Raw genomic sequence first — 22272 nt, 5'->3', positions numbered from 1 at the left:
GCAATACCAGACTTGATCGGAAAGTGCCAGAACCGGAAGTGCGGTCGCCGCCGACATGAATCAGGCGGCCCGGAGGCCGCCTGATCGCTCGCATCGATTTGGATCGGCTTACTGGCAGATGTGCCGGCGGCCGTCTTCGCCCTTGAACCAGGTGCCGGGCGTGCAGACGAAGCCGTTACGCTGGGCGTAGGTGCGGGTGTCCCAGCCACGATTGTCCCAGCCGCGGTTGTCCCACGAATTGTTCCAGCTGTTGTCGGAGGCGTAGGAATTGTCCCAGGCGCGGAACGGCGCGCTGGCGATCGCGCCAGCGGTACCGATCGCGGCGCCGGCTACGCCGGCCGCGACGTCGGTCGGCCAGAAGCCGGTGCGGCTCCTGTTCCAGTCGTTATTCCAGTCGCCATTGGTCTGACGATAGGACGCGCGGCGATGGCGGTATCCACTATCGGTGTAGGGATTGCCGGGGCCGAGGTTCTGGCAATTGGCATTGGGGAATTGGGCGCTGCAACGGCCCGGTTCATTGATGACCGCTTGGGCGTTGGCCGCGCCTGCCAGCATGGTCACTGCAATCGCCGTCGCCCCGAGAAGCTTGATGTTCATGATTGTTTGTCTCCCAGATTATTGACGGTGGCTAAACGCTGGCGGCGCCGGACGTTCCGCGAAGACTGACGATTTCGAGAGTTGGATGGTCACACCGATGTGAGCACGGTGCGGTTCCACCCTGGCTCTGACGCGCGCCGTTAACGCTTCACTGATAGGCTTGGCGGCATTTGAACGCCGCGCAATCCTTACACATTAGGCTTACCGGAAATTGGTGAGCGCGCCTTAACCCTCTTGTCGCAGCGTTCGGGTAGGTTGCCGGCGCATAACCGGGGTCCCCTGATGCGTGCTGTGGCGCTCGCTGCCTTTCTGATCGGACTGCCCGCGACGGCGTTTGCCGGCAGCGGCTTCGATATCGTCGTTCCCGGCCGGCCCGGCGTGCCGATCATCATCAACAATATCGACGCGTCCTATGCCGTGGTCGAGGGTGTCTGGGGCCTGGGCAAGAACCAGCAGGTGCAGCCCACGATCTATGGCGGACGCTATGTCGCCGAGCGGCAGCCGGCCGACGTCGGCCATTATTATCCGACGATGGGCCTGCGGCCCGGCTACGGCCGGCTCGAGGTCGAGCCGCCCACGAACCGCAAATTGCCGAAGCCCGCCGAGAGCTATTACCAGAGCTGGGGCGCGCAATCGGCGCCGCTGCCGGCGCAGATGAATGCGCCGGTCGACGCACCGCCGGTGATCCTCGCGCCCGAGATCAACGATCGTCCGCGGCCACCGCGCCCGTGGCCGCATGTCCAGGTGCCCGGCAGGCCGCCGGGTTAAGAAACGTCAAAATCCAACAAACGGAAATCAACAGGAGAGAGTAATGCGTCAGATGATTTCGGGACTGGTCGCGGCAGCTGCCGCGATGTTCGTCGCCACGGCACCCGCCGCGGCGTGCGGCTTCAATCCTTGCCAGCCGGTCGTACCGGTGTATTCCGGCTGCAACACCGGTTGCGGCGGCTACGGCTATGGTTACGGTGCCGGCTACGGCTATGGCGCCTATGAGCGTCTCGCCGAGCCGACCACGCAATATTATCACGTCAACCAGGGCCCGACCTATACCGGCCCGGGCGCCTTCGCGCCGTATCCGACCTACCGTGAAGACGCGGTCGTCGCGCCCGCCAATTACGGCTATGGCTATGGCTATGGCTATCGCTATCGCGCTGCCGTGGCTCCCTATCACCGCCCGTACTATCGTCCGTACCGCTACGGCTACGGCCCGCGCCACGGCTACCTGCCGCGCACGCATTACGGCTACGGTCCACGCTACGGCTACGCCCACCGCCACGCGCCGGCGGCGTATTACGGCGGCCACCGCATGCTGCGCCGCTACTACTGATCTCTGATCGGTTGAGCCGACCAGACGCCCGTTCGCGCGATGCGGACGGGCGTTTTGCTTTTTCGAATTACCGCTTCATCAGCCCCAGCCGGCTCGCGCCGACATAGAGCGAGAGCGCGGCGGCGTTCGACACGTTGAGGCTCTTGATCTCGCCGGGCATGTCGAGCCGCGCCACGACGCTGCAGGTCTCGCGGGTCAATTGCCTGAGGCCTTTGCCTTCGGCCCCCAACACCAGTGCCAGCGGCTCGCGCAGCGCGACCTCCGAGAGATCCTCGCTGCCTTCGCTGTCGAGGCCGACAGTCTGGAAGCCGGTCTCGTTCAGCGTGGTCAGGGCGCGCGCGAGGTTCTGCACGGTGATAACAGGCACCAGCTCCAGCGCGCCCGAGGCGGCCTTGGCGAGCACCCCGGTCGCTTCCGGACTGTGGCGCGCGGTGGTGACGATCGCCTTCACCGCGAAGGCTGCGGCCGAGCGCAGGATGGCGCCGACATTGTGGGGATCGGTGATCTGGTCGAGCACCAGCACCATGCCTTCCTGCGCCAGGTCCTCGATGTCGGGCGAGGGCAGGGGATCGGCCTCGGCGAGCAGGCCCTGGTGCACGGCGTCCGGCGAGAGCAGGCGGTCGATCTCCTGGGGACGGACGATTTCGGGGGCGACGCGGGTTGCGATGTTCTCGTCGGCGAGCCGCTTGGCTGCATTCTCGGTCAGCGTCAGCTTGCGGATCTGCCGCGCCGGATTGGCCAGCGCCAGGGTGACGGTGTGCCAGCCATAGAGGATGACCGGCCCGTCGGGGTGCGAATCGCGGTCGCGCCAAGCCGGCCGGCCGCCCGATTTCCCGGTTCTGTTGAAGGGCTTAGCCCCGCCGCGGGGGCCCCTCGGGGTGAATTTCTTGTCCTTCATGGGCTCGCTTGTGTCACGGGTCCCGGAATATGGCAATTTGGGTGGCTTCGGCGGCGATTTTAGCTGTTCGCCTCGGTTGACTTTGCCCCACCGGATCGCCCATAACCGCGCCCGGTCGCGCCCCCATCCGGGCTGTCGCGGCCTTCACGTTCCATGGCCGTCTTCGGTCGCCGGCAAGGTCCGGCCCGATTGTGCTGCCGTCGAGCGGGGGAGTGTCCCGAGTGGCAAAGGGAGCTGACTGTAAATCAGCCGCCTCATGGCTTCGCAGGTTCGAGTCCTGCCTCCCCCACCATCCTGCTTCGCGCTGACGCGCTTCGCAGGATTTGCAGCCTCCAGCTGCGCGAAGCAGGATGCCCTCCGAAGCCTTGGCGAAGGAGGGCGGCATCCATGCATTATGTCTATCTTCTGGAAAGCGAAGTGTTCGTCGGCCAGCGCTACATCGGCCTGACGACGGATCTTAGGCAGCGCCTGCGGGATCACAACGCAGGAAAATCGTCGCATACATCCAAATACGGACCGTGGCGCTTGGTCACGTACGTGGCCTTTTCAGATATTGAGAATGCACGAGCTTTCGAGCGCTACCTGAAATCTGGTTCAGGTCACGCTTTTGCGAAGAAGCGACTTTGGTAGTCGATGGCGACAGATCGTCCCGTTTTTTTTGCTCCCCTCTACTTCCCATGCTCTTCCCGCTCGTGGATCACGTTCGCGCGCCCGACCAGGAGATCGTCGATCATGCCGACGCGCTTGCTGTCCTTGCCGGCATAGGGCATCGCATGAAGCACGTAGCGCATGGCGTTGAGGCGGGCGCGCTTCTTGTCGTCGGACTTGATGACGATCCAGGGGCAGTCCGCCGTATCGGTGTGGAAGAACATGGATTCCTTGGCGCGGGTGTAATCGTCCCATTTGTCGAGCGAGGCGAGGTCGATCGGTGACAGCTTCCACTGCTTCAGCGGATGGCCTTCACGCTCCCTGAAGCGCCGGCGCTGCTCCTCGCGGCTGACCGAGAACCAGAACTTGATGAGGTGCAGGCCGCTGCGCGCGAGATTGCGTTCGAACTCGGGGACCTGACGCAGGAATTCGTCGTACTCTCCAGGCGAGCAGAAGCTCATCACGCGCTCGACGCCGGCCCGGTTGTACCAGCTGCGGTCGAACAGCACGATCTCGCCGGCGGTCGGCAGATGCTGCACGTAGCGCTGGAAGTACCATTGGCCGCGCTCGACCTCGCTCGGCTTTTCCAGGGCCACGACACGCGCGCCGCGCGGATTGAGATGCTCCATGAAGCGCTTGATCGCGCCGCCCTTGCCCGCGGCGTCGCGGCCTTCGAACAACAGGACGACGCGCTGCCGGCTTTCCTTCATCCAGTTCTGCAATTTCAGCAGCTCGGTCTGCAGGACGAACTTCTGCTCCTCGTAGTCGCGGCGATACATTCGCGACTTGTAGGGGTAACCGCCCAGCCGCCAATCGTCGGCCAATTCGTCGCTGGTGGTGCGCCTTGCACGCTTGGCTTCCTTGCCGGCCAGCAGCGCCTGGAGACGCTCGGCATCATCAGGCGCCGCGCCGGTCAGAATGGCCTGAACCGGCTCGCTGTCCGGCGAAAGGGCGGGCGGCCCCTTCAGCACGCTGTCGAGCGCCGCCATCTCGGTTTGCAGCGCGGCCGAGGAAGACTGCTCGGCAAAGGACCTTTCGACCGCCGTCAGCTCGATCGCGCGCGTCCGCGCGCTTACCGACTTGACCTGCGCTGCCGGTTTGCCGGGGGCCTTCTGGCGGCGCGCTTGCGGGGACTTCCTGGAAAGAGGTGCCATTCGCCTTGCTCGTCCTGATGCACGGGAATCCTCTTCTAGTGCGGAAACCCGATCGCGCGATTTGACGTGGATCAAGCGGCAAGCATCTCCCGCACCATCGGCACCACCTTGCGCCCGTAGAGCTCGATGCTCTTCATCAGCTTCTCGTGCGGCAGGGGCCCGGCCGAATATTTCAGCTGAAACCGCGAAATGCCGAGCGTCTTCGCCATCCTGGCGATCTTGCGCGCCACCGTCTCCGGCGAGCCCGCATAGAGCGAGCCTTGCTCAACTTCGTTGACAAACTCGTCGCGGCCCATCGGCGGCCAGCCGCGTTCCTTGCCGATGCGGTCCCGCATGGCCTTGTAGTCGGGCCACAGCTGTTCGCGCGCCTGTTCGTCCGTCTCGGCGACATAGCCGGGCGAGTGCACGCCGATCGGCTGCGCAGTGCGGCCGAATTCCTTGGCGGCGCGGTGGTGCAGATCGACGAAAGGTGTAAAGCGCGCGGGATCGCCGCCGATGATGGCGAGCATCAAAGGCAAATCGTAATGCGCGGCGCGCACCACCGATTGCGGGCTGCCGCCGACGCCGATCCAGGTCTTGAGCGTGCCGTGCTCGACCGGCGGATAGACCAGCTGATCCCGCAGCGGCGGACGCAGCTTGCCCTCCCAGCTCACCGGCTTCTGCGGCAGGAGCGCGGCGAACAGGTCGAGCTTCTCCTCGAACAGCTCTTCGTATTTGCGCAGGTCGAAGCCGAACAGCGGAAAGGATTCCGTGAACGAGCCGCGGCCGAGGATCACTTCCGCGCGCCCGTTCGAGAGCGCATCCAGCGTGGCAAAGCGCTGGAATACACGGATGGGATCGTCCGAAGACAGCACCGTCACGGCCGAGCCGAGATGGATATGCTGGGTTCGCGCCGCGATCGCCGCGAGCACGGTCTCCGGCGAGGAGATCGCAAAATCGGCGCGGTGGTGCTCGCCGAGGCCGATGAAGTCGAGGCCGAGCTCGTCGGCCAACACGGCTTCGTCGACGACGTTGCGGATCACCTGCGCGTGCGGAAGCATGGCGCCGACGGCGTCCTTCGTCACGTCGCCAAAGGTGTCCAGTCCGAATTGAAGCGGTGCGGTCATCGATCAGATCTCTGCGGGGAGGGATTGTCGAGATCTAATGGACGGTTGCCGGGCGACAAGGCTGCATTCCGGAAATGCTCGGTTTCCGTTTGTGAGGTCTATCGCGCGATCCGCACCACCATCTTGCCGAGTGCTGCTCGCGTCTGCATCGTCTTGAACGCCTCGCGAAAATCCTCGAGCGCGAAGACGCGGCCGACCGCGGGCTTCAGCTTGCCGTCGGCGAGCCAGCCGATCAGCTCCGACATCAGACGCTTCTGAACGTCGGGCTCACGGGTGGGAATCTGCGCGAGGTCGACGCCGAGCAGGGCGCCGCCCTTGAGAAGCGGCAGATTGAACGGCAATGCGGGAATGGCGCCGGCGGCAAAGCCGACCACGAGATGGCGTCCGCGCCAGGCGATGGACCGAAACGCCTGCACCGAAATTTCGCCGCCGACGGGATCGAAGATCACGTCGGCGCCGTGTCCGTCGGTCAACTCCTTGAGCGTGTCGCGCCAGCCGGTCTGCGTGTAGTCGATCACCGCGTCGGCACCGTGCGCCCGCGCGAAGTCGCGCTTCTCCGGTGTCGATGCGGCCGCGATCACGCGGGCGCCGAGCAGCTTGCCGATCTGCACGGCCGCGGTTCCGGTGCCGCCGGCCGCACCCAGCACCAGAAGCTGCTCGCCGGCGACCAGCGAGGCGCGCGCGCTCAGGGCATAGAGGGCGGTGAGATAGTTGGCACGAAACGAGGCGGCGACTTCGGCCGCGACGCCGTCGGGCAGGCGATGGAGCGCTTCGGGCCTGACGACGATCTCCTCGGCCAGCGCGCCCGAGCGCGTCATGCCCATCACGCGCATGCCGGCTTGATAGCCGCCGGGTGCGCCGGGCGCGTCCGTCACCATGCCCGCGAATTCCGTGCCGGGGATGAAGGGAAGGGGATCTTTGGTCTGATAGCGTCCCTCGATTTTCAGGCCGTCGACGAAGCCGATCCCGGCGGCCTCGACCTTGATGCGCAACTGCCCGGGCTCTACGCGCGGGGACGGAACGTCCTTCAGTTCGATCTGATCGATGGGCGCGTATTGCTCGACGACGACGGCTTTCATTCCGGACCTCTGTTGTTCCAGTTATCCTGACAGGTCCTGCGACGAGCCTCTTGCGTCTACCGCCACATCCCGCGCATCCGCGCGCCGATGTCGACCTTCGGGCCCTGCGCCGCGGTGCGGGCAGCGCCAGCGCCGGCCTTCGGCCAGGCGGTGCGCTCGAACAAATAGACCAGCTGCTCCGGGATGAAGCGAGTGCGCGAGGCGTAGACGTGGCGGTCGCCCTTGGCGGCCTGGCCGTGGACGAAGAAGCGCTGGGGCACGACGAGGTGCAGATCGTCCTTGGCGCGCGTCATCGCGACATAGAGCAGGCGGCGCTCCTCTTCGAGCTCCGCGGAGGTGCCGGCGCCGAGATCGGACGGCATGCAGCCGTCGACGACGTTGAGCACGAACACCGATTTCCACTCTTGGCCCTTGGCGGAGTGGATGGTGGAGAGGATCAGATAGTCCTCGTCGCGAAGCGGCGGCCCGGATTTGTCGCTGGTCGCATCCGGCGGGTCGAGGGTGAGCTCGGTCAAAAACTTTTCGCGGCTGGCATAGCCGCTCGCGATCTGCTCGAGCTGCATCAGATCGGCGCGGCGCGTCTCGGACTCCTCGTGGAGGCGATCGAGATGCGGCTCGTACCACAGCCGCACGCGTTCGAGATCGACCGGCCATTCCGAATACCGCAAATTCTCGACGGTGCGGACGAAGTCGGTCCAGTCGGCGCCGGTCCGTGCGGGCACCGGAAGCTGGCCGAGCACGGCAAGCGGGTCGGTGCTCTCCGCCATTTGGTCGAGCACGCGCTGCGCGGTCGCGGGACCCACGCCCGGCAACAGATGCAGGATGCGGAAACCGGCGACGCGGTCGCGCGGGTTCTCGGCAAATCGCAGCAGCGCCAGGACGTCCTTGACATGCGCGGCATCGAGGAATTTCAGCCCGCCGAACTTCACGAACGGAATGTTGCGCCGGGTCAGCTCGATCTCCAGCGGGCCGGAATGCGAGGACGTCCGGAACAGCACCGCCTGGTGCTTGAGCAGCGCACCTTGCTCGCGGTTCGCCAGCACCTCCTCGACGATATAGCGCGCCTGATCGGCCTCGTTATGCACGGTGACGAGCTGCGGCTTGTGCGAGGCGGTGCGGTCGGTCCAGAGATTCTTGGTGAAGCGCTCGCGCGCGAGCCCGATGACGCCGTTGGCCGCCGCCAGCACGGTCTGCGTCGAGCGGTAGTTGCGGTCGAGCGTGATCATCTCCGCGCGCGGTGAGAAGCTCTGCGGAAAGTCCAGGATGTTGCGGACCGTGGCGGCGCGGAACGAATAGATCGACTGCGCATCGTCGCCGACCACGGTGAGCCCACGGCCGTCGGGCTTGAGCGCCAGGAGGATCGAGGATTGCAGGCGGTTGGTGTCCTGGTATTCGTCGACCAGCACGTGATCGAAGCGGCCGCCGATCTCCTCGGCGATCAGCGCATCGCTCATCATCTGCGACCAATAGAGCAGCAGATCGTCGTAATCGAGCACGTGCTGGGCCTGCTTGGCCTCGACGTAAGCCGCGAACAGTCCCTTCAACTCGGCAGCCCACCCCGCACACCAGGGATAGTGCGCACCCAGCACCTTCTCGATCTCCAACTCGGCGTTGACGCAGCGCGAGTAGATCGACAGGCAGGTACCCTTGGCGGGAAAGCGGCTCTCGGTCTTCGACAGCCCGCGCTCGTGCCGGACCAGGTTCATCAGGTCGGCGGAATCCTCGCGGTCGTGGATGGTGAAGGCGGGATCGACGCCGATCCGCTCGGCATATTCGCGCAACAGCCGCGCGCCGATGCCATGGAAGGTGCCGGCCCAGGTGAGGGCATCGCGCATGATCGCAGCGTTGTTCTCCCCTAACACCTTGCGGGCAATGCGTTCCACCCGGCCGGCCATCTCGGCGGCCGCGCGGCGGGAGAACGTCATCAGCAGGATGCGGCGCGGATCGGCGCCCGCGACGATCAGATGCGCGACGCGATGCGCCAGCGTGTTGGTCTTGCCGGAGCCGGCGCCGGCAATGACCAGCAGGGGGGCGCCCACGGTCGCGCCGTCGGCCACGCCATGCTCGACGGCGCGGCGCTGCTCCGCATTGAGCGTGTCCAGATAGGTTGCCACGAATCGCCCCGGTGAAAGGGCAAGAGTCGGCTATTGCCGCGCGAATCGCAATGCGGCTGGACGCAACTCGATTTAACACCTAGGGAAAAGAAGGCCCAAGGTTCCAGCCCGAAAAGCGCACAGCCGGCATGACCGATCCCAAGTTCAAGCCCGAGCAGTTCGAGATGCGGCGGCTGGAGTCGCTCAGCAATACCATCTTTGGCGTCGCCATGACGCTGTTGGCCTATGACCTGCCGAAGGCGGCTGTGTTTACCGGCGCGCCCGACTGGAACGATCTGGCCCGGGTCTATTCGGGCAAGCTGATCGGCTTCGCGCTCAGCTTCATCATTGCCGGCGTATTCTGGATCAGCCATCACCGGCGGCTGGCGCGTCAGCCGGTGGGCAGCCGCGGTGCGGTGATGCTCAATCTGTTTTTCCTGCTCTCGATCGTGCTGCTGCCGGTTACCAACGGTCTCTACACCAACTATCCCCTCAGCAGCGCGGTCGCGGTGCTCTATGGCCTGCATCTGAGCGCCATCGCCGGCCTCAACGCCTGGCTATGGTGGAGGATATTGGGCGGCTGGAGCCATGAGATCATGGCCTCGCTGTTTCCGCTGCTCGTGTTCATTCCAGGCACGATCGTGGCGGCCTTCGCGCCGCATGCCGCGCCCTTCCTGTGGTTCATCGCCTTCGGCGGCCTCCTGATCCAGCGCTTCTATGGCGCGCGGAGCGCGCCCGACGCTTAAGTGTGCGCCTCACCCGGACGTCGCGCCGAACCCATCGGCCGGCACGTAAAGCTTGACCGGGCGGATTTCGTAGACCGCACTCGGGTTGACCGCACGCAGCTTTCGCGCCGCCGCGATCGCCTCTTCTTCGGTGGCGCATTCCATCAAATGGAAGCCCAGAAGCTGCTCCTTGGTCTCTGCAAACGGGCCGTCCAGCACCATCCCCGGGCCGGGGCCGCGCAAGGTGCGGGCCTTTCGGGTCTCGTCCAGCCGAGCGGCCGGCCCGAACTGCCCGCTGGCCCGCAAGGGGGCCTGAACTTCGATGACCTTGGCGACGACCGCGGCGTCCTGCTCAGGCGTCCAGGACAGGATTTCGTCTTCCACATGGTAGGCCAGGATGGCGTACAGCATCGTCACCTCGTTTTCTTTCTGCACCGATCTCGAAGGACGTAGCACCGCAGGCGATGCCGACAATCCCCGCACATAAAATATTGCGTTGCCTTGCCCCGACGAAACCGTCCTGAAACCCGATTGGGGCCTCGCCTTGTGAACGCCGCCGGAAGTGGTCGCGACTGATGACCACAACAACAAGATTTCTGCTGGAGGCGGCAATGTCGAGTCATATCAAGATCATCTGCGACGCACGTCGGGCCGGACAATCTCAGGCGGCCGATCTGCACGACCAAAGCGGCCATCACCGCTATTACGGCAGCTCGGCCGAGAATGGCGGCGAGCGCATCGTCGAAAGCCGGCGCGGCAAGCGCCCGCGCGCGCTCGGTGTTTGCGGCTTCTGAAGCCTCGCGACCGATGACCAATATGGACGTCCTGCAAATATCGATCGCGGCGATGCCGTTCCTGCTCGCGCTGACGAGCCGGACAGGCAGGGCGATCGTGCCGTGCCTGCTGACGAGCATTGTCACGGTGCTGCTCGGCGGGGAGCCTCACCGCGCGGTCGTGACCTGGTGCTTCGGCATGCTGATCGCCGCCGTCGCGCTGCGCGAGCGGCTTCGCGCGGGCTGATCTGGTTTTCCGATCCCCGACATCTCAAGAAAAAGGCGCGGCGGGGAAGCCCCGTCGCGCCCGATTTCTTGCTCGCTGGTCCAGGGCTGAGAGCGCCCCGATGCCAGGCCCTTATTCAGAGCTTAGCGGGCGATCCCAGCGAGGTGACAGCGCTTGGTAAAAGACACTGGATCACCTCCTTTCGTTGGTTTCGGAAGACACCAATATAGGCGGCATCGGTGCCGCTGTTAAGAGGCGGCGGCTCTGGAGGAACCGGGGCGGGTCGCAAGGCCGGGGAGACGCTGGAAAGCGACCCCCTGGGCAGTTGAGACCGCCGCCCGGCCGTGTTAGGGAGCCCCTGACGCGGGTGTAGCTCAATGGTAGAGCAGCAGCCTTCCAAGCTGAATACGAGGGTTCGATTCCCTTCACCCGCTCCAGCCTTTTCAAAGACTTAGCGAAGGCGTCGGATTTCATTCTGACAAATGGGCTGCTTTACACGTTCCGATGCTCGCTTTCCGAGCGACTGTTTCGCGTACGCTGAGGTATCCGCCGCACTCCTCTGACCGACCGAGGTGCGAGCTCATCAAATCCGAATATCTTGGTTTGGAGAAGAGGTACCGAACGCGCGCGGGGGATCGGCGGTGGTGGCGTAAAAATGAGACAGGTCGAACACTGGGATTGCGAAGATTTGCGCAGATGGAGTGGTCAGACGATCAGTCGGCGGTAGCGTCCTGCGACGATGATCTGCACCTCGGGTCCGAAGTCTGGTTTCTAGAGTATCGCGCCAGACAGTTTTCCTATCCCAGCGGTGATGCCGAGTGCCAATGCTCCCCAGAACGTGACCCGGGTCGTCGCGCGAAGGATATTCGCACCGCCTGCCTTTGCGCCGACCGCGCCGAGAAACGCAAGAAAGCCCAGGGACGCCGCTGACGTAACCGGGACCAGCACGTTCGAAGGTGACACGACGACCATCAGCAATGGCATTGCTGCTCCTACCGAAAATGTCAGGGCCGAAGTTACAGCTGCTTGCACGGGCCGTGCGGTGGTCATCTCTGAAATGCCAAGTTCATCGCGAGCATGGGCGCCGAGCGCATCCTTCTTCATCAGTTGCGCTGCAACTCGCCGGGCAAGGTCAGCGTCGAGCCCGCGCCGGACGTAGATTTCTGCAAGCTCGCGGAGTTCGCCGTCGGGATTACTGCGCAGTTCGCTTCGTTCTCTTGCGACATCCGCTCTCTCAGTGTCGGACTGCGAACTCACAGAGACATACTCGCCTGCGGCCATGGACATGGCGCCGGCGACCAGTCCCGCGACCCCTGCAATCAGCACGTCGTTCTGCTTCGCTGCAGCTGCCGCTACCCCGACAATCAGGCTAGCGGTTGATATGATTCCGTCGTTGGCGCCAAGCACCGCGGCCCTGAGCCATCCTATGCGATCGACCAGGTGGGTCTCGTTGTGGCGGGGACGGCTCATGGGTGTCTCCCTCAGCGTTTGGATCAGCCGTTTCGATCCGTCCAGGAGCAAATCTGCGCTCGCCTGATGTTACGGCCGCAGCCCGGGTGTGTCTTGATTCCGATCAAGCTTGTGGCCGTTGCCAGACGCTAGCCAAAGCAGATCGGCATGACCTTCACGAAGAAGCAGATCGTGCTATCAAAGTCTGGTCTCTGTCTTTCCAGATGCACTGCCGCGAAGCGCTGGAACTTGCCTACCCACCGATCTGGTCTAGCGCCAGCAGTAGCGATGCGGTTGGCCGAAGCAGTCCACTCGGCGATCGCCCCAGAGCTGTCGGTAATCCAACTGAAGGCGACGAAGGCCGCGGCGGCCTGGACAACCTCGCCGGGGGTCATCGTTCCGTCGATGTACTTTGGAGCGCAAAGCAGCAAGGCAATTAACGGGGTCAGCAGAAAACTCATGTGAGTAACCACCGTCATCCGCATCAGTTGCCAACAGCAAGTTCTCCAAACTCAGTGCGTTTCACGCTTGATCGGCACCCGCCGCAGCTTGGGGAGTCTGCGTGAGTCCGGTCCGGATAGGCGTCCCTTGGCTTCCTTGATCTGTCGCAATGGATTCGCCGCGAAGCCTGCGATTATCCCGGTTCGCTCGTTGCATTGCAGCGGCCAGAATGGAGTCTGAAATGGCGATCAATGACATTGGCCCGAAGCCGCAATCGTTCAACATTGAACACGCGACGAAGGAAAACACGGATTATCGCGCGGTCGCTTGGAGCGGGCGCTATCTGCAAGTGACGCTGATGTCGATCCCCGTCGGCGGAGATATTGGCCTGGAAGCGCATCCGGAGACGGACCAGTTTCTGCGCCTCGACGCTGGCCACGGCCGGGTGCAGATGGGAGCCGCGAAAGACGAACTGACTTTTGAAAAGGAAGTCTCGGACGGTTGGTGTGTGCTTGTTCCGGCGGGGACCTGGCACAATATCACCAACGTAGGCGCAACGCCGATGCAGGTTTATGCGATCTATGCGCCCGCCCATCACAAGCCTGGCAAAGTGCAGGCGACCGCGGCAGCGGCCGAAGCAGACAAAGACGACGAGCCAGCCGCTTGGTCAGTGCAGCCAAAACATGCACAAGATAAGCATGGGTGACGGTAGAGCTGCTTCGATGCGTGGCATTTCATGTTTAGCCGGAGACCTGAAGTCTCACGGAACAACGGTCGCCTGAAAAGTCGGCATTACTCGGCACGTTTGAACTGACATCGCGACCCCTCAAAGGTCCGCCTTTAACAGGGGACCAATGCAAATTGCTTCGCGGCGCGCTCGCCCCGAGGATGGCAGATCCCAGGCTGATCCAGGTCAATGCCGGCGGTACCCGATGGTCTATCCATTGGTTGCAACTGCGGGACAACCACGACATGACCGACAAGCCGATCGACTGGACGCCGGATCTCACGCTGCCGACCTCCAAATCCACCGTCCAGCACTTCACCGCAAATGCCGGCGGTGACCGCCTGGAGATCGACACTACGCCTTGGGGCGAAGCCGATCTCACGGTCAACGGTCAGTCGTTTGCTCACCTCGCGGCGGCGCCAGGCGCAGGGGATGCGTTTCGGACGCTGGAGGCGATCGCGGAAGATTTCGAGGCCGGCAAGGATGCGCGGTGCGACCAGGCGATCGAGGACGACGAGGTCCGCGAAAGGCTGGGTCTGCGGCGCAGCTAGGAACCATCGTCCCGCGCACGGGTTGGCAATCGGGCAGGACCGATAGTCACACGAGGCCAACCGTGCAGCAAGACGCGCGCGTGCGCACGACCGCGCAAATCGCGGGTCATCCCATTCATCCGATGCTGGTGCCGATCCCGATCGCGTGCTTCATCGGAGCGCTGCTGACCGACATCGCCTATGTCGTCAGCGCCGAGATCATGTGGGCGGATTTTTCCGCGTGGCTTCTCGTCGTCGGCGTCATCTTCGGGGTAGTCGCGGCGATCGCGGGCCTGACCGATTTCCTCGGCAATCGCCTGGTGCGGGCGCAGACGCCGGCCTGGCCGCATCTGATCGGCAATGCGGTGGCGCTGGTCCTGGCGATCGTCAACACGCTGATCCACACCCGCGATGCCTGGACCTCGGTGTGGCCCATCGGCCTTGTTCTTTCAATCCTCACCGTCCTGATCCTGCTCGTCACGGGCTGGCTCGGTTGGGCCATGGTGTATCGTCACGGCGTGGGAGTTGCGCGATGATGTCGAAGCTTTCCCGCGCGCTGCTCTGCTCCTCCGTGCTGCTCTTGGCTGCTTGCGACGACGGCAGCGGTGATCCCGAGGCACAGATCGGCGCCAATCCGAAACTCCCCGAAATCCAGCAATATCTGCTGCCGCCCATGCACATCGCGCGCATCGTCGGCTGGAAGAAGGACGAGACGCCTGATGTGGCTGAGGGCCTGCAGGTCAAGGCCTTCGCGACCGGCCTGCAGCATCCGCGCTTCATCTACGTGCTGCCCAATGGCGACGTGCTGGTCGCGGAATCCAAGGCGCCGAAGGGGGCGGGGATCAAGCGCCCCAAGGAGATCGTCATGGGCTACATCGAGTCCTGGGCGACCTCGGGTGGCAACGATACCGGGCCGGGCAATCGCATCACGCTCTTGCGCGACAGCAATGGTGACGGCGTGCCGGATACGCAAAGCGTCTTCCTCGACCATCTCAATTCGCCGTTCGGCATCGCGCTGGTCGGCAACGAGCTCTACGTCGCCAATGCCGATGCGATCGTCAGATATCCCTACACCGAGGGCGACACCAGGATCACCGCGCCGGGTACGGTGCTGGCGCCGCTGCCGGGCGGGCCGATCAACCACCACTGGACCAAGAGCCTGGTGGCGAGCCCCGACGGTTCGAAACTCTATGCCGGCGTCGGCTCCAACAGCAACATCACCGAGAACGGCATGGAGGCCGAGCACAACCGCGCCGCCATCCTCGAGGTCGATCGTGCCAGCGGGCGCTGGCGCGTGTTTGCGAGCGGCTTGCGCAATCCCAACGGGCTCAGCTTCGAGCCGCAGACCGGCGCGCTGTGGACCGTGGTGAACGAGCGCGACGAACTCGGGCCCGATCTGGTCCCCGATTACATGACCTCAGTGAAGGACGGCGGCTTCTACGGCTGGCCCTACGGCTATTACGGCCAGCACGTCGATCCCCGCGTCAAGCCGCAACGGCCGGATCTGGTCGCCAAGGCGATCATGCCGGATTATGCCCTGAGCTCGCACGTCGCTCCGCTCGGGATGGTGTTCTCCGCCGGCACGAGCCTGCCCGCCGCCTATCGCGGCGGCGCCTTCGTCGGTGAGCACGGCAGCTGGAATCGCCAGGTGCTGAACGGCTACAAGGTCGTCTACGTTCCGTTCGAGGGCGGCAAGCCCTCAGGGCCGGCGCAGGACGTCGTCACCGGCTTTCTCAACCAGGACAATCAGGCGCGCGGTCGTCCTGTCGGCGTTGCGCTGGACAAGAGCGGAGCGTTGCTGATTGCAGACGACAGCGGCAACACCGTCTGGCGCGTCACCGCCGCGCATCCCCAACTCACGCAGCGTCAGGAGTGATCAATGAGCCTTGCACAATATGCCATCGTTCCCGTCGAGGACGAGTGGGGCGTGCTGCACGACGGCGATGTCAAGAACAGGTATGCCACCAAGGAAGCGGCGTTCGAGTCTGCTGTATTGGCCGCGACGCTGGCGATTCGGCAGGGGCATGAAGTTCATGTCAGCGTGCCCGGCCGCGAGCAGGGCGAGGGCACGCTCGGGTTTAAGGCAGCCCCTTAGCGGCGTCACCGAACAAGGAGTACGCGATGACCAAGTCCCCTGAGCCGAACGGCGTCGAGCCATCCCGTTCCGAGGACGACATCCAGCGCGAACAGCTGGGTCCCCGCGGCGTGCCCGGTGCGCCCGATCCGGCCAGGATGACGCCGCAGCGCGAGAAGAAGACGCCGAAGCACGTCGATCCCGGCCATACGGCTTGAGGACGGCTGCTCTGCGGCGGACGCAGCAGTGCCCATCCGGACCGACATTCCCGTGACCTCGATCTGCAGGTAAGACATGCTTGCCGGCGCGATCTGCGCCGCCGGGCAGGCGACGTTTGGAATGCGGTTCTTGAAATCTGACAGCAGGCTGATCGGCGTCCTGCTGGTGCTCGCGATCACCCAGCTCATTGGATGGGCTACGATTAGCCTCCCGGCCGTGGTCGGCCGCGACCTTGCGGCCGATCTCGGCTTGAGCCTGCCGGCCGTGTTCGCGGGCAATTCGGTGTTTTATGTCACGATGGGGCTGTGCGCGCCCTGGCTCGGCAAGGCTTTTGTGCGGCACGGCGCCCGCAACGTGATGATCGTCGGTACGGTCGTTATGGTGCCCGGCTACATCGTCCTGTTCTTCGCGCATGAGCCGATGCTGTATTTTGCCGGCTGGGTCATTCTCGGCATGGGCGGCAGCGCCACGCTCTCGACCGGCGCCTACATCTTGCTCAACGAGATTGCCGGGCGGCAGGCCAAGAGTGCCATCGGTGCCGTGATGCTGGTGACGGGCCTGTCCAGCAGCGTCTTCTGGCCGACCACCTCGTTTCTCAGCGGCCATTTCGGCTGGCGCGTCACTTGCCTCGTTTATGCGGCGATGCTGATCCTGATCTCTCTGCCGCTGTTTGCCTTTGGCACGCCGCGCCAACGTGTGGTGAAGGAAGGCGCCGGAGTGGCGTCCAAGCTGTCTAAGCCGTCCAAGGCCGCCGCGATTCCGCGAAGCACGTTCAACCTCGTCGTCTGCGCGATCACGCTCAATGCCTTCGTCCAGTTCGGCCTCGGCGCGATCCTGATCGAGCTGTTGCGGGCCGAGGGGCTGGCGCCGGCGCAGGCCATCGCCTTCGGCTCGATGCTCGGCGTGATCCAGGTCAGCGCGCGAGGGCTCGACTTCCTCGGCGGCGGGCGGTGGGACGGCATCACGACCGGGCTCGTCGCCGGCACGGCGTTGCCTGTCGCCATGATGCTCCTGATGCTGAGCGAAGGGGCGACCTGGGCGGTCGCGGTCTTCATCCTGCTCTACGGCGCCGGCAGCGGCGCCATGGCGGTGGCGCGAGCGACCATCCCGCTGGTTTTCTATGACCAGACCGAATTCGCCAAGGCGTCGTCGATGATCGCGCTGCCGCTCAATCTCGCGTCCGCGCTCTCTCCACCTCTTTTGGCCGGTCTGCTCACCCAGTTCGGCGGCCGCGGCGCGCTTGGTCTCACCTTTGTGTTCTCCTGCGCGGCAGTGCTGATCCTGGTCTTGCTCGGTCGGCGGCGGCCGCGGGTGGCGGCCGCGACCTGAGGCGATCTTCGCGGCGCGGAATTCGGCCGCGACGCGCGCTTCCGGCGCCGGCCGGGATAGCCGCATGAGCGGAGTGCAGTGCTCAGGGCGCCAAAATGGTGTATCCGCTGGGGAGCGCGGCCCCGCGATCTCGCTGCCGCGCCAATATCAGTTCCCGGAGGAAATCGACATGTCGGCCCTGCCGCTTTCAGGCATCAAGATCCTTGACCTCACCCGCGTGCTTGCCGGGCCCTTGTCGGCCCAGATGCTGGGTGATCTCGGCGCGGAGGTGATCAAGATCGAACGGCCGGGCACCGGCGACGACGCGCGCGCCTTCGGGCCGCCTTACCTCACCGATCCCGAGGGCAAGGCCAACAACAACAATTCGTTCTACCTCTGCGCCAACCGCAACAAGAAGTCGGTCACCGTCAACATCGCCAAGCCCGAGGGGCAGGCGATCATCCGCGAGCTTGCCAAGGACGTCGACGTCTTCATGGAGAACTACAAGGTCGGTGACCTCAAGCGCTACGGCCTCGACTACGAGACCATCAAGGCGATCAACCCCGGCATCATCTATTGCTCTGTGACCGGCTTCGGCCAGACCGGGCCGTATGCGCCGCGCGCCGGCTATGACGCCATCCTGCAGGCGATGGGCGGCCTGATGAGCGTCACCGGTCATATCGACGGCGAGCCCGGCGAGGGCCCGATGAAGGTCGGCCCGTCGATCGTCGACTACATGACCGGCATGAACACCTCGATCGGCATTCTCTCCGCGCTCTACCACCGCGACGCCAATAACGGGCAGGGGCAGCACATCGACGTCTGCCTGTTCGACACCGTCATCGCCTCGCTGTCGCACTGGCTGCAGATCTATCTCGTCAACGGCAAGACGCCGCCGCGGCGCGGCACCTGGGGCAACGGCGGCATGCCGGCCGGCGTGTTCCGCTGCACCGACGGCGAGCTGATGCTGGTGGTCGGCAACGACGGCCAGTTCCGAAAGACCTGTGCCGTGCTCGGTGCGCCGGAGTTGGCGACTGATCCGCGCTTCATCAAGAACAACGACCGCGTCGTGCACGGCAAGGAGATCATGGCGATCTTCGCCGGCCTGTTCCTGAAGCAGAAGGTATCCTACTGGCTGGAGAAGCTTGAGGAGGCCGGCGTGCCCTCGGGCCCGATCAACAATTTCGAGCAGGTGTTTGCCGATCCGCACGTCCAGTCGCGCGGCATGCGGGTGAAGACCGAGCACAAGTTCGAGCCCGAGCTGTCGCTGATCCGCAACGCGCTGACCCTCTCGGGCACCCCGATCACCGAATATCGCGCCCCGCCGCTGCTAGGTGAGCACACGCAGGAGGTGCTCGGCGGCAAGCTCGGCTATGATGCGGGCAAGATCGAGGAGTTGAAGAAGCAGGGGATCATATAACCTCATGACCGGCAAAACCATCATCACCTGCGCCATCACCGGCAATCTCACCAGGCCCGAGCAGTCGCCCTATCTCCCAATCACGCCCGAGCAGATCGCGACCTCCGCGCTGGAAGCCGCCGAAGCCGGCGCTGCCATCGCCCACATCCATGTGCGCGATCCCGCCACGGGGCGTCCGTCGATGGAGATCGGCCTCTACCGAGAAGTGGTCGAGTTGATCCGCGCCCGCAACAAGAGCCTCGTCATCAATCTCACCACCGGTCCCGGCGGCCGCTTCGTGCCCTCGGTCGAAGACCCCCGCGTCGCCGGCCCCGGCACCACGCTGCTTCAGCCCGAGAAGCGCGTCGAGCACATCGAGCTGCTCAAGCCCGACATCTGTACGCTCGACCTCAACACCATGAATTCCGGCGGCGAGGTCGTGATCAACACCCCGCGCAATGTCCGCATCATGGCCGAGCGGATGAAGGCGGCCGGCGTGCTGCCGGAAATCGAGCTGTTCGATTCCGGCGATTGTCACCTGGCGCGCGACCTGTTCGCCGACGGCACGCTGAAGGGGCCGGGCCTGTTCTCGCTCGTGCTCGGGGTGAAGTACGGTTTCTCGGCGACGCCGGAGACGATGTTCTACGCCCGCAGCCTGCTGCCGCCGGGTGCGGTCTGGTCCGGCTTCGGCATCGGCCGCGCCGAATTCCCGATGGTGGCGCAGGCCTTTTTGCTCGGCGGCCATGTCCGCGTCGGCATGGAGGACAATCTCTATATGTCCAGGGGCGTGCTGGCGAAGACCAATGCCGAGCTGGTCGCCCATGCCGCAGGCATCCTCAAGAGCCTTGGCGCGTCCGTTGCGACGGCCGCGGACGCGCGTGCGATGCTCGGGCTTTCCTGAGGCTTGCGGGCCATCCCCAGATAATCCCGGTCCGTAGTCGCACAGGCTTCCGCTTCGCGCCCGACTCTGATTCGATCTCTCCGCGAATGTCGGGAGGGAAGTGAATGTCCTACACGATCGGGTTTCAGGCCAAGAACCAGAAGGCAGTTCTCGCGACCGAGGCGGCAACGGCCAATCAAGCCATCGCCATCATTGCCGCGCTGCGGCAAAGCTCGGACGAAATAAAGTTCATCCGCTCGCCGCAGGAAGGCGACATGGGCATCGAGATGCTGCTGCTGCTCGCCAAGGAAGAGGCCGAGGAGATGCCGCAGCGGGCCTGAGCCCGCGGCTACGACCACACTTCGACGAAAAGCGAAGCGTGCCGGCTGCAGCATCGTGTAGTCAGGCGTCGTTCCCGCTCGAACCGAAGGTGGCCGGCCATGAAACGCGAAGCGCTCCGCGTCGAACCGATCTCGTCCTTTCTCGACCGCCGCAACGCACCGGTCTCGCCGGTGACGCGCGCCGGCAACATCATCTTCGTCTCAGGCCTGCCGCCGTTCGACCCGGAGACGGGCGAAATCGCGCAAATGCCGATCGAGCGCCAGAGCGAGATCGTCATGGAGCAGATGAAGCTGTGCCTCGAGACGGCCGGTGCGAGCCTCGACAACGTCATGAAGTGCAATGTCTATTGCACCTCGACGAAACATTTCGCCGCGTTCAATGCGGTTTACGCCCGCTATTTCCCCAACGATCCGCCGGCGCGGATCTTCGTCTGCACGCCGGAATGGTTCGGCCCCTTCGACGTCGAGATCGACTGCATCGCGATGATGTGAGGGACTAGAGCATTTTCCAACCTGTCGGAATCGGTAGGGGATTCCCTTGCGAGGCAAATTGTGATTCACCCTGAGGGCTGGTGATGGAGGCCAGCCCCCATGGCTAAACCGCTGTCGCCGGACCTTCGCATTCGTATTATTCGGGCTGTGGAAGATGAAGGCATGAGCCGTCGGGGCGCCGCTGTTCGGTTCGGCGTGGCGCCCTCGACAGCGATCGAACTGGTTGGCGAGTGGCGAAGGACCGGCGCCTGTGAGGCGGGAACGCAGGGCGGAGACCGGCGTTCAGCTCGGATCGAGGGTCACGCTGCGGAGATCCTCTCCCTGGTCAAGGTTACGCCTGACATGACGCTGGCCGAGATCGCTGACCATCTCTTCAAAGTCCACGGCGAGCGTTTCGTGCCGAGCGTGATCTGGCGATTCTTCGATCGTCGCAACATCACGTTCAAAAAAAACATCGCACGCCAGCGAGCAGGATCGGCCGGACGTGGCCGCTGAACGCGCAGCGTGGAAGGCGTCTCAGCCTGAGATCGGCATCCATCGGTTGGTGTTCATCGACGAGACGGGGGCTTCGACCAAAATGGCGCGGCGCTACGGCCGTTCGCCGTACGGCCAGCGCTGTGTCGCCACGATCCCGCATGGTCATTGGAAGACGACGACCTTCGTCGGCGCGCTTAGAGCGACCGGTATGACCGCGCCGATGGTCCTCGACGGCCCCATGGATGGTCCGGCGTTCGAGGCTTACGTGACGCAAGTCCTGGTACCGACACTCAAGCCCGGCGACATCGTGGTGATGGACAATCTCGCAGCACACAAGCGGACCGAGATCGCCATCGCAATCGACGCGGCGGGCGCTCAGCTCCTCTATCTCCCGCCTTATTCGCCCGACCTCAATCCGATCGAAATGGCCTTCGCAAAGCTCAAAGCCGCCCTGCGAAAGGCCGCCGCCAGATCAATCCAGGCTTTGGACAATGCTATCGCCCTCACCACAGCCGCCTTCACCGCCCAAGAGTGCCTGAACTTCTTCGCCGCGGCAGGTTATGATCGCGCCTGATCAGAATCTGCTCTAGCGCGCCGCCACCCTTGGCGCCTTCGCCTCACTCCGTCCCGCCGTCAGCGCCATCGTCGCCACGCTGACGACGCGCGCGACGACGTCCTCGACGTCGTCGAGATCGCATTTGCCTTCCGACAGCTTCGTCAGCCGCTCGCTCTCGCGGATGGTGTGGTGTGCCATCGCGAGCGCGAAGTTGAGGCCCCAGTAGATATCGACGTCGCTGCGGTCTGGCAGGGCGCGGCGCATCGCGCCTGCGAATTTGCGCAAATGGTCGATCTCGCGGTTCTTGATGCGGCGGATCGGCGGCACGGATTCGATCGAGGCGCGGATCATGAAGCGCGCCGCGGTCGAGCGCTGGTTCTCGGGGCCGAGGCAGCCGCGCAGCGTCGGCCCGACGAGGGCGTGCAGGATCACCTCGATCGGCGCACGGCCGCCGCCTTCTTCTTCCGCCGCCTTCAATTCGCGCAGGCGCTCGCGGTTGGTGGCGATCGAGCGAGTGACGAATAATTCCGCGATCAGTTCGTCCTTCGAGCCGAAATGATAGTTCACCGCGGCGAGGTTGACACCCGCCTCCGCGACGATGTCACGCAGCGTCACGTCGCCGAAACCGCGATCGGCATAGAGCCGTTCGGCGGCGGCGAGAATGGCAGATCTCGTATGATCGCTGGCCATGGATGCCCCTGAGGGGAGGGAGTTGCAATTCAAACAGTTGTATGAAACTATCGTTTGAAGGCC

28 protein-coding genes and 2 tRNA genes are annotated in these 22272 nt (G+C 64.3%); 20 read left to right on the top strand and 10 right to left on the bottom strand.

Translation table 11 applies throughout. The annotated features are described in order from the left end of the window. Positions 1 to 108: 108 nt before the first annotated feature. On the bottom strand, positions 109 to 597 hold the full coding sequence (locus IVB24_RS26765) for a hypothetical protein (protein WP_166468939.1): 489 nt from the start codon (positions 595 to 597) through the stop codon (positions 109 to 111). Between the two features lie 282 nt (positions 598 to 879). On the opposite strand from IVB24_RS26765, the gene IVB24_RS26760 reads away from it, so the two are divergent. After that, a complete protein-coding gene (locus tag IVB24_RS26760; RefSeq protein ID WP_247769589.1) occupies positions 880 to 1365 on the top strand; it encodes a hypothetical protein in 486 nt (161 codons plus the stop codon). Between the two features lie 43 nt (positions 1366 to 1408). Then, the gene (locus IVB24_RS26755) at positions 1409 to 1924 is read left to right on the top strand and encodes a hypothetical protein (protein WP_247769588.1); all 516 of its coding nucleotides are present in this window, start codon (positions 1409 to 1411) and stop codon (positions 1922 to 1924) included. A gap of 67 nt (positions 1925 to 1991) precedes the next feature. On the opposite strand, the gene rlmB is transcribed toward IVB24_RS26755, so the two are convergent. After that, a complete protein-coding gene (gene rlmB / locus IVB24_RS26750) occupies positions 1992 to 2822 on the bottom strand; it encodes a 23S rRNA (guanosine(2251)-2'-O)-methyltransferase RlmB (RefSeq protein WP_162308609.1) in 831 nt (276 codons plus the stop codon). A gap of 206 nt (positions 2823 to 3028) precedes the next feature. On the opposite strand from rlmB, the gene IVB24_RS26745 reads away from it, so the two are divergent. Together IVB24_RS26745 and IVB24_RS26740 are read left to right on the top strand one after the other, a co-directional pair. Beyond that, positions 3029 to 3114 (top strand) — tRNA-Tyr (locus IVB24_RS26745). A 95-nt stretch (positions 3115 to 3209) separates the two neighbouring features. Beyond that, a complete protein-coding gene (locus IVB24_RS26740) occupies positions 3210 to 3452 on the top strand; it encodes a GIY-YIG nuclease family protein (protein WP_247769587.1) in 243 nt (80 codons plus the stop codon). A gap of 38 nt (positions 3453 to 3490) precedes the next feature. Here IVB24_RS26740 and ppk2 read toward each other — a convergent pair whose 3' ends face one another. From ppk2 to IVB24_RS26720, 4 genes are all read right to left on the bottom strand, one after another. After that, positions 3491 to 4459 (bottom strand): polyphosphate kinase 2, encoded by a 969-nt coding sequence (gene ppk2 / locus IVB24_RS26735; RefSeq protein ID WP_244607630.1) that lies wholly within the window; start codon positions 4457 to 4459, stop codon positions 3491 to 3493. Positions 4460 to 4695: 236 nt separating this feature from the next. Then, on the bottom strand, positions 4696 to 5730 hold the full coding sequence (locus tag IVB24_RS26730) for an LLM class flavin-dependent oxidoreductase (RefSeq protein WP_247769586.1): 1035 nt from the start codon (positions 5728 to 5730) through the stop codon (positions 4696 to 4698). A 98-nt stretch (positions 5731 to 5828) separates the two neighbouring features. Beyond that, positions 5829 to 6809: an NADPH:quinone oxidoreductase family protein gene (locus IVB24_RS26725; RefSeq protein WP_247769585.1), complete on the bottom strand. Its 981-nt coding sequence runs from the start codon at positions 6807 to 6809 to the stop codon at positions 5829 to 5831. 56 nt (positions 6810 to 6865) lie between these two features. After that, a complete protein-coding gene (locus tag IVB24_RS26720; protein WP_247769584.1) occupies positions 6866 to 8923 on the bottom strand; it encodes an ATP-dependent helicase in 2058 nt (685 codons plus the stop codon). A gap of 128 nt (positions 8924 to 9051) precedes the next feature. Here IVB24_RS26720 and IVB24_RS26715 point away from each other — a divergent pair, with 128 nt between their 5' ends. Further along, positions 9052 to 9648 (top strand): TMEM175 family protein, encoded by a 597-nt coding sequence (locus tag IVB24_RS26715; RefSeq protein WP_247769583.1) that lies wholly within the window; start codon positions 9052 to 9054, stop codon positions 9646 to 9648. A gap of 9 nt (positions 9649 to 9657) precedes the next feature. Here the strand turns inward: IVB24_RS26715 and IVB24_RS26710 are convergent, their stop codons facing one another. Beyond that, on the bottom strand, positions 9658 to 10038 hold the full coding sequence (locus IVB24_RS26710) for a YciI family protein (RefSeq protein WP_162308608.1): 381 nt from the start codon (positions 10036 to 10038) through the stop codon (positions 9658 to 9660). A gap of 200 nt (positions 10039 to 10238) precedes the next feature. On the opposite strand from IVB24_RS26710, the gene IVB24_RS26705 reads away from it, so the two are divergent. The 3 genes from IVB24_RS26705 to IVB24_RS26695 all read left to right on the top strand — a co-directional run bounded on the left by IVB24_RS26705 (position 10239) and on the right by IVB24_RS26695 (position 11063). Next, positions 10239 to 10421: a hypothetical protein gene (locus IVB24_RS26705; protein ID WP_181955108.1), complete on the top strand. Its 183-nt coding sequence runs from the start codon at positions 10239 to 10241 to the stop codon at positions 10419 to 10421. Positions 10422 to 10443: 22 nt separating this feature from the next. Further along, a complete protein-coding gene (locus IVB24_RS26700) occupies positions 10444 to 10647 on the top strand; it encodes a hypothetical protein (RefSeq protein ID WP_247769582.1) in 204 nt (67 codons plus the stop codon). A 342-nt stretch (positions 10648 to 10989) separates the two neighbouring features. After that, a tRNA-Gly gene (locus IVB24_RS26695) sits at positions 10990 to 11063 on the top strand. A gap of 334 nt (positions 11064 to 11397) precedes the next feature. On the opposite strand, the gene IVB24_RS26690 is transcribed toward IVB24_RS26695, so the two are convergent. Next, entirely contained in the window at positions 11398 to 12096 is a 699-nt protein-coding gene (locus IVB24_RS26690; RefSeq protein ID WP_247769581.1) for a VIT family protein, read from the bottom strand. 128 nt (positions 12097 to 12224) lie between these two features. Continuing rightward, entirely contained in the window at positions 12225 to 12536 is a 312-nt protein-coding gene (locus IVB24_RS26685; RefSeq protein WP_247769580.1) for a hypothetical protein, read from the bottom strand. A gap of 221 nt (positions 12537 to 12757) precedes the next feature. Here IVB24_RS26685 and IVB24_RS26680 point away from each other — a divergent pair, with 221 nt between their 5' ends. From IVB24_RS26680 to IVB24_RS26625, 12 genes are all read left to right on the top strand, one after another. Then, positions 12758 to 13222, top strand: a complete 465-nt coding sequence (locus tag IVB24_RS26680) for a cupin domain-containing protein (protein ID WP_094972045.1) — start codon at positions 12758 to 12760, stop codon at positions 13220 to 13222. Between the two features lie 266 nt (positions 13223 to 13488). Beyond that, positions 13489 to 13794, top strand: coding sequence for a hypothetical protein (locus tag IVB24_RS26675; RefSeq protein ID WP_247769579.1), 306 nt, complete (start codon positions 13489 to 13491; stop codon positions 13792 to 13794). A 62-nt stretch (positions 13795 to 13856) separates the two neighbouring features. Beyond that, complete coding sequence (locus IVB24_RS26670) at positions 13857 to 14309, top strand: DUF2231 domain-containing protein (RefSeq protein ID WP_247769578.1); 453 nt, start codon at positions 13857 to 13859, stop codon at positions 14307 to 14309. Continuing rightward, entirely contained in the window at positions 14306 to 15649 is a 1344-nt protein-coding gene (locus IVB24_RS26665) for a sorbosone dehydrogenase family protein (RefSeq protein WP_247769577.1), read from the top strand. Before IVB24_RS26670 ends, IVB24_RS26665 begins: the two co-directional genes overlap by 4 nt. A 3-nt stretch (positions 15650 to 15652) precedes the next feature. Further along, positions 15653 to 15868, top strand: coding sequence for a hypothetical protein (locus IVB24_RS26660; protein WP_166475417.1), 216 nt, complete (start codon positions 15653 to 15655; stop codon positions 15866 to 15868). A 26-nt stretch (positions 15869 to 15894) separates the two neighbouring features. Continuing rightward, positions 15895 to 16065 carry a hypothetical protein gene (locus tag IVB24_RS26655; RefSeq protein WP_166475416.1) on the top strand — a complete coding sequence of 57 codons (171 nt, stop codon included), beginning with the start codon at positions 15895 to 15897 and terminating at the stop codon, positions 16063 to 16065. Between the two features lie 121 nt (positions 16066 to 16186). Beyond that, a complete protein-coding gene (locus IVB24_RS26650; RefSeq protein ID WP_247769576.1) occupies positions 16187 to 17395 on the top strand; it encodes an MFS transporter in 1209 nt (402 codons plus the stop codon). A gap of 169 nt (positions 17396 to 17564) precedes the next feature. Beyond that, on the top strand, positions 17565 to 18794 hold the full coding sequence (locus IVB24_RS26645) for a CaiB/BaiF CoA-transferase family protein (RefSeq protein ID WP_247769575.1): 1230 nt from the start codon (positions 17565 to 17567) through the stop codon (positions 18792 to 18794). Positions 18795 to 18798: 4 nt separating this feature from the next. Further along, positions 18799 to 19674, top strand: coding sequence for a 3-keto-5-aminohexanoate cleavage protein (locus IVB24_RS26640; RefSeq protein WP_247769574.1), 876 nt, complete (start codon positions 18799 to 18801; stop codon positions 19672 to 19674). A gap of 104 nt (positions 19675 to 19778) precedes the next feature. Beyond that, entirely contained in the window at positions 19779 to 19994 is a 216-nt protein-coding gene (locus IVB24_RS26635; RefSeq protein ID WP_094972038.1) for a hypothetical protein, read from the top strand. 99 nt (positions 19995 to 20093) lie between these two features. Beyond that, positions 20094 to 20486, top strand: a complete 393-nt coding sequence (locus IVB24_RS26630) for a RidA family protein (protein WP_166468969.1) — start codon at positions 20094 to 20096, stop codon at positions 20484 to 20486. 99 nt (positions 20487 to 20585) lie between these two features. After that, positions 20586 to 21537 (top strand): IS630 family transposase gene (locus IVB24_RS26625; protein WP_247769573.1). Its coding sequence is split into 2 segments (ribosomal slippage): positions 20586 to 20926 and positions 20925 to 21537, totalling 954 coding nucleotides; the frame shifts between segments, so codons are not numbered across the junction. A gap of 12 nt (positions 21538 to 21549) precedes the next feature. Here IVB24_RS26625 and IVB24_RS26620 read toward each other — a convergent pair. After that, positions 21550 to 22209: a TetR/AcrR family transcriptional regulator gene (locus IVB24_RS26620; protein ID WP_247769572.1), complete on the bottom strand. Its 660-nt coding sequence runs from the start codon at positions 22207 to 22209 to the stop codon at positions 21550 to 21552. Positions 22210 to 22272 lie beyond the last annotated feature (63 nt).

Origin of the sequence: Bradyrhizobium sp. 192, assembly GCF_023100965.1 — a bacterium.
Lineage (GTDB): Bacteria > Pseudomonadota > Alphaproteobacteria > Rhizobiales > Xanthobacteraceae > Bradyrhizobium > Bradyrhizobium symbiodeficiens.
This window is presented reverse-complemented; position numbering and strand designations above follow the sequence as displayed.

Coding starts and splice junctions, on each gene's coding strand:
- IVB24_RS26765 (WP_166468939.1), bottom strand. CDS start 597: ATGAACATCAAGCTTCTCGGGGCGACGGCGATTGCAGTGACCATGCTG.
- IVB24_RS26760 (WP_247769589.1), top strand. CDS start 880: ATGCGTGCTGTGGCGCTCGCTGCCTTTCTGATCGGACTGCCCGCGACG.
- IVB24_RS26755 (WP_247769588.1), top strand. CDS start 1,409: ATGCGTCAGATGATTTCGGGACTGGTCGCGGCAGCTGCCGCGATGTTC.
- rlmB (WP_162308609.1), bottom strand. CDS start 2,822: ATGAAGGACAAGAAATTCACCCCGAGGGGCCCCCGCGGCGGGGCTAAG.
- IVB24_RS26740 (WP_247769587.1), top strand. CDS start 3,210: ATGCATTATGTCTATCTTCTGGAAAGCGAAGTGTTCGTCGGCCAGCGC.
- ppk2 (WP_244607630.1), bottom strand. CDS start 4,459: ATGGCGGCGCTCGACAGCGTGCTGAAGGGGCCGCCCGCCCTTTCGCCG.
- IVB24_RS26730 (WP_247769586.1), bottom strand. CDS start 5,730: ATGACCGCACCGCTTCAATTCGGACTGGACACCTTTGGCGACGTGACG.
- IVB24_RS26725 (WP_247769585.1), bottom strand. CDS start 6,809: ATGAAAGCCGTCGTCGTCGAGCAATACGCGCCCATCGATCAGATCGAA.
- IVB24_RS26715 (WP_247769583.1), top strand. CDS start 9,052: ATGACCGATCCCAAGTTCAAGCCCGAGCAGTTCGAGATGCGGCGGCTG.
- IVB24_RS26710 (WP_162308608.1), bottom strand. CDS start 10,038: ATGCTGTACGCCATCCTGGCCTACCATGTGGAAGACGAAATCCTGTCC.
- IVB24_RS26705 (WP_181955108.1), top strand. CDS start 10,239: ATGTCGAGTCATATCAAGATCATCTGCGACGCACGTCGGGCCGGACAA.
- IVB24_RS26700 (WP_247769582.1), top strand. CDS start 10,444: ATGGACGTCCTGCAAATATCGATCGCGGCGATGCCGTTCCTGCTCGCG.
- IVB24_RS26690 (WP_247769581.1), bottom strand. CDS start 12,096: ATGAGCCGTCCCCGCCACAACGAGACCCACCTGGTCGATCGCATAGGA.
- IVB24_RS26685 (WP_247769580.1), bottom strand. CDS start 12,536: ATGAGTTTTCTGCTGACCCCGTTAATTGCCTTGCTGCTTTGCGCTCCA.
- IVB24_RS26680 (WP_094972045.1), top strand. CDS start 12,758: ATGGCGATCAATGACATTGGCCCGAAGCCGCAATCGTTCAACATTGAA.
- IVB24_RS26675 (WP_247769579.1), top strand. CDS start 13,489: ATGACCGACAAGCCGATCGACTGGACGCCGGATCTCACGCTGCCGACC.
- IVB24_RS26665 (WP_247769577.1), top strand. CDS start 14,306: ATGATGTCGAAGCTTTCCCGCGCGCTGCTCTGCTCCTCCGTGCTGCTC.
- IVB24_RS26660 (WP_166475417.1), top strand. CDS start 15,653: ATGAGCCTTGCACAATATGCCATCGTTCCCGTCGAGGACGAGTGGGGC.
- IVB24_RS26655 (WP_166475416.1), top strand. CDS start 15,895: ATGACCAAGTCCCCTGAGCCGAACGGCGTCGAGCCATCCCGTTCCGAG.
- IVB24_RS26650 (WP_247769576.1), top strand. CDS start 16,187: ATGCGGTTCTTGAAATCTGACAGCAGGCTGATCGGCGTCCTGCTGGTG.
- IVB24_RS26645 (WP_247769575.1), top strand. CDS start 17,565: ATGTCGGCCCTGCCGCTTTCAGGCATCAAGATCCTTGACCTCACCCGC.
- IVB24_RS26640 (WP_247769574.1), top strand. CDS start 18,799: ATGACCGGCAAAACCATCATCACCTGCGCCATCACCGGCAATCTCACC.
- IVB24_RS26635 (WP_094972038.1), top strand. CDS start 19,779: ATGTCCTACACGATCGGGTTTCAGGCCAAGAACCAGAAGGCAGTTCTC.
- IVB24_RS26630 (WP_166468969.1), top strand. CDS start 20,094: ATGAAACGCGAAGCGCTCCGCGTCGAACCGATCTCGTCCTTTCTCGAC.
- IVB24_RS26620 (WP_247769572.1), bottom strand. CDS start 22,209: ATGGCCAGCGATCATACGAGATCTGCCATTCTCGCCGCCGCCGAACGG.